The following is a 4,863-nucleotide window of genomic DNA, read 5'->3' on the forward strand; positions in this document are numbered from 1 at the left end:
ACCTGCCCGCGGTCAACCCCATGACGCACAAGCGAAGCATCACCCCGCCCCCCTAGAGCAAGTGATAAAGCATCAAGGAGAATAGACTTCCCCGCACCCGTTTCTCCAGTTAAAACCGTCAACCCCGCTGTAAAATGAATATCGAGCGTTTCGATCAAAACAATATTATGAATCGAAAGCTGTACCAACATAGAGAATCAACGTACCCTTTTCTTATCACCACCTAAAGCATTTGAGATCCAAGAAGATTTATGCTCACGTGGCGATATTTTATTCTTCTGCAAGAGATTATAAGAAAATTTATACCACTCACTTTTGGGATAATTACGTCCTAAAATAGCTGCTGCCGTCTGTGCTTCTGCCGTTAAGCCGAGAGCTAAGTTAACTTCCGTTAAGCGGAAAAGTGCTTCTTCAATTTGATTTGTATCAGAATACTCTTCAACCACGGTACGAAACCGTCTACTTGCCGCAAGATAGCGCCGCCCCTCTTCATAATAGCGGCCAATCTGCATTTCTTTACCAGCTAGCTGTTCGCGACCAAAACGGATTTTATCCTTAGCATCCTTGACATACTCAGAATTAGGATAACGCTCTATAAGAAGCTGCATAGCAGCAATAGCACGTTTCGTGTCACGTTGATCACGCGTAACATCAGGAATCCGACGGAAAGAAGAAAGACCAATAATATAGTACGCATAAGCCGAGTCAGTCGACCCTGGATAAAGCGTAATATAGCGTTGAGCCATACTAATTGAATCATCATACTTTCCGAGTCGATAATTAGTAAAAGCACCCATCACAAGAGATTTGCGCCCCCAGTCTGTATAAGCGTACTGTTTTTCAATCTTCAAAAACTTTTTCGATGCGTCCCCAAGCCGCCCACTTTCAAGGCTAGCAAGCGCTTGATTATAGAGAACATCTGGTGGCTCTATTTTCAAAACATAAGCAGATGGATCAAGGGTCTTTTTCTCTTTAAAGAGGCATCCCGCTAACATACAAGTGCTTCCCAAAAGCACCACCCCCAATATCTTGCGTACAATGTTAGATTTTCTATATGTCATATTTCCAATGCACACATGAGATTTTTTCATATTTTTTCCGGCCTCCACAGAATATCACCTTGTAGCAAAAACAATTTATCAAAGGTTTTATACCATATCACTATAAAATCCACATAACCAATTTAGCAGTTCAGGTCAATCATCCCCTTAAAAATCAAATAAATAATAAAAAATCTTGTCAATTTTTTTACTCTTTCTCTAAAAAGCTTTTTTCATAATATGATTCGTCTGCCAAAACAGCCTTCACCAATTGCGCATTAATTCTATGCCCACTACAATAAGAACGAAATAATCCAATAAAAGGTGCACCAAGCAAAGCAGTATCACCAATCGCATCAAGCATCTTGTGCCGAACACATTCATTCTCCCAATAAGGACCATCGGGATTTAAAATTTTATCATTAAGGTCGATAACAAGAGAATTTTCCAAAGAAGCACCTCTCGCCTTTCCAGAAAGCCTTAATTCTTCCACGTCTTTGATAAAACCAAAAGTGCGCGCACGTGACAAATCATCCCTAAACCCTCGTGTGGTAAGATCAAAACTGAAATGTTGCTTACCAATAGCAGAAGAAGGAAAAGAGATCGTTATATCAAAACGACGTCCATTAAATGGCAAAAGCTCTGCAACACCATGAGCTCCTTCAACCCGCAACGGCTTTTTTATAATGAAATAAGAACGCAAGGCATTTTGCTGTACAATACCAACATCTTCAAAAGCTTGGCAATATAGCCGCGCTGAACCATCCAAAATAGGAATCTCATTATGTGACACTTCAATAATAAGATTATCCAAATTATAAGCAGCAATTGCTGCCATCAAATGTTCAATTGTTTCAACCCTTACATCTCCATCTCCAAGTACTGTTGATAATTCAGTTTTTCCTGTTTGCGATGCATGGGCTTGAAATATTTTCTCTGTTCCGTCTAATCCACAACGCTTAAAAACAATACCGCACCCAACATCCGCTGGACAAACATTTACCACTGACAAACAGCCACTATGAACGCCAATCCCCTTAAATGTTACTGCTTTTTTAAGAGTAGACTGATATTTTGGTACTAAACTCATCATATCATTTTATTAAATTGCTTGTACATCTTTTAACAAAATTTATAAAACTATAAAAAATATTCATAGTAAATAATAAAAAAAACCGCTTATTGTAAGCGGTTTTTTTTAAACAAAGTATTTTATTCAAAAAACAGTAATATATTTTACTATATAATTTTTGACTGAGCATTAAAGAAATAATAAAATCTCTTACTTTACCTCATTTTTCATCAATTAATTTGCCTGACGACGTAAAAATGCTGGTATTTCCAACTGATCTTCTTCACTTATAAAAGTACGCTGATCTTGTGGTACCTGAGGATGCAGCTCACCAGAACGACGTGGAACATAAACAGAAGCATCTTGAGAAAGCGCCTGAGAGTTTTTATTGTAAACATGAGACTCTTTCTGCTGAGACGATCTAACAGCAGGCTCCAACCTCGCTTCTGGCTCAGCTTCTTCACGATGTGTCAAGCTCTGTTTCAAACGCTGCCAAAGATTACGAGGACCTTGATCAGTCACAAATGTTCTTTGGCTTTGTCCATGAGCAACAGGAGGAAAATCCTTTAACTCAGGCATACGCATTGGAGCGCGCGCTTGCATTTGTTTTGGTTGCACTGGCTTTTCTGTTTGCTTCACAACCCCTGTCATCTCATCAAGAACATGCGCTGTTGCCTCCATACTCACGGGAGCCGCCATCGCCTGTTGAGAACCGCGGCTTACTTGCATACGAGGCACATTTAATTTCTGTTCCTGAACAGCATTTGAGCCATACGCAACAGCACTCGTCGCACTTCGTGTCGTCATTGCTTCTACAGGATGTGCAAAAATTTGACTTTTGGGACGGAACTGTTCTCCGGTTGATTTACCCTTCTCTATTTCAAGTGATTCGATCACTTCTACCATTGACTCAGAACGCAGAGGCGATGATTGAACATGAAAAGAACTGTGTGACGTTCCAGGATCGCTCTTGCGTATTGAAGAAGCAGGCCTTTGAATCTGAGGATGAGAGGACTGAACCACATCACTAACTTCACGATCGATACCGGTCGCAACCACAGAAACACGAATAACACCTTCCAATGACTCATCATCAATAGCGCCAAAAATCACATTCGCATCAGCGTCCACTTCTTCACGAATACGATTAGCAGCTTCATCAACCTCAAAGAGAGTCATATCACGACCACCCGTAATAGAAATCAGTAAACCACGCGCCCCACGCATAGAAGTATCATCCAACAATGGGTTCGCAATAGCAGCTTCAGCAGCAGCCAAAGCACGCCCATCACCAGATGCCTCACCGGTTCCCATCATGGCTCGACCCATTTCGTGCATAACAGAACGAACATCAGCAAAATCAAGGTTAATCAAACCCTCTTTAATCATCAAATCCGTAATGGAAGCAACACCAGAATAAAGCACTTGGTCAGCCATAGCAAAAGCATCAGCAAATGTTGTCTTATCATTTGCAATACGGAAAAGATTTTGATTGGGAATAACAATCAATGTATCGACAGACTTTTGTAATTCTTCAATACCAGCCTCTGCCGTTTTCATACGACGTGCCCCTTCAAACTGAAAAGGCTTTGTCACAACACCAACAGTCAAAATACCTTTTTCACGCGCTGCGCGAGCAACAACGGGAGCAGCTCCTGTTCCAGTTCCTCCCCCCATACCAGCAGTAATGAAAACCATATGAGAGTCTGCAAGATGATCAATAATTTCATCAATACATTCCTCCGCCGCCGCTTGCCCAACTTCCGGTAAAGCACCAGCACCCAAACCTTCTGTCACAGCTGCCCCAAGTTGGATAACACGTTCAGCCTTTGACATAGCCAAAGCCTGTGCATCCGTATTTGCAACAACAAAGTCAACTCCCTGAAGACCAGCATTTATCATATTATTCACGGCATTCCCGCCACCACCTCCAACACCAAAAACGGTAATGCGTGGCTTCAATTCCGCGATATCTGGCCGATGCAGATTAATCGTCATTTTCTTTTCCTTCTCATAAGACACCGCAAGCCAAAGCGATGAAATTTATCCAACTAGACTTAACTAAAAACTCTCACGCAACCACTGACCAACACGCTGAAAATACCCACGCGTGCCCATCGATAAATGATTTCCTGCCGCCTGCATTGTTTTTTCTTCAAAACCCACCAATTGCGGATAAATTAACAACCCAACAGCAGATGTAAACGCCGCCCCTTTTGCAAGAGAAGGAAGCCTCGAAATACCTAAAGGCCGCCCGATACGAACATTTCTTCCTAATATAGTACGTGCCATTTCTGGCAATCCTGTTAACTGGCTTGCTCCCCCAGTCAAAATAACACGTTTACCAATGATGTGACCAAAACCAGAACGATTTAAACAATCACGGACCATTTCTAAAATTTCTTCAACACGCGCACGAATGATACGCCCAAGAACTGCGCGAGGATATTGAGTTTCACGCTGTTCACTCCCAATTTCTGCTACATTAATCATTTGCCGCTCATCAGCACTTGTTAAAAATGCTGAACCATAAACAACTTTTAAACGTTCCGCCTCTGTTAAAGACATAGAAAATCCGCGCGCAACATCAAGAGTGACATGATGCCCCCCAACAGCAAGAGCATCTGCATGAATAAATTTCCCCTCAAAAAACACTGAAAATGTTGTTGTTCCACCACCAAAATCAATACATGCAGCCCCTAAACGCGCCTCATCATTCATCAAAACAGCAAGACCACTTGCAAAGGGAGT

Annotated in this window: 5 protein-coding genes; all 5 read right to left on the reverse strand. The window is 41.7% G+C overall.

Annotated features, from left to right (window positions below):
• Window positions 1–191: AAA family ATPase (locus tag ACFIO3_RS00680; protein ID WP_375704019.1), on the reverse strand; the 191-nt coding region annotated here is incomplete at its 3' end.
• 6 nt (window positions 192–197) lie between these two features.
• A complete protein-coding gene (locus tag ACFIO3_RS00685) occupies window positions 198–1,091 on the reverse strand; it encodes an outer membrane protein assembly factor BamD (RefSeq protein WP_273790773.1) in 894 nt (297 codons plus the stop codon).
• A 157-nt stretch (window positions 1,092–1,248) separates the two neighbouring features.
• The gene (lpxC, locus tag ACFIO3_RS00690) at window positions 1,249–2,133 is read right to left on the reverse strand and encodes a UDP-3-O-acyl-N-acetylglucosamine deacetylase (RefSeq protein WP_375615076.1); all 885 of its coding nucleotides are present in this window, start codon (window positions 2,131–2,133) and stop codon (window positions 1,249–1,251) included.
• Between the two features lie 213 nt (window positions 2,134–2,346).
• A complete protein-coding gene (gene ftsZ / locus ACFIO3_RS00695; RefSeq protein ID WP_375606973.1) occupies window positions 2,347–4,110 on the reverse strand; it encodes a cell division protein FtsZ in 1,764 nt (587 codons plus the stop codon).
• Between the two features lie 63 nt (window positions 4,111–4,173).
• Window positions 4,174–4,863 (reverse strand): cell division protein FtsA (locus ACFIO3_RS00700; protein ID WP_375704012.1); only part of this gene is annotated, 690 nt, incomplete at its 5' end.

The organism is Bartonella sp. AD328YNZD, assembly GCF_042196425.1.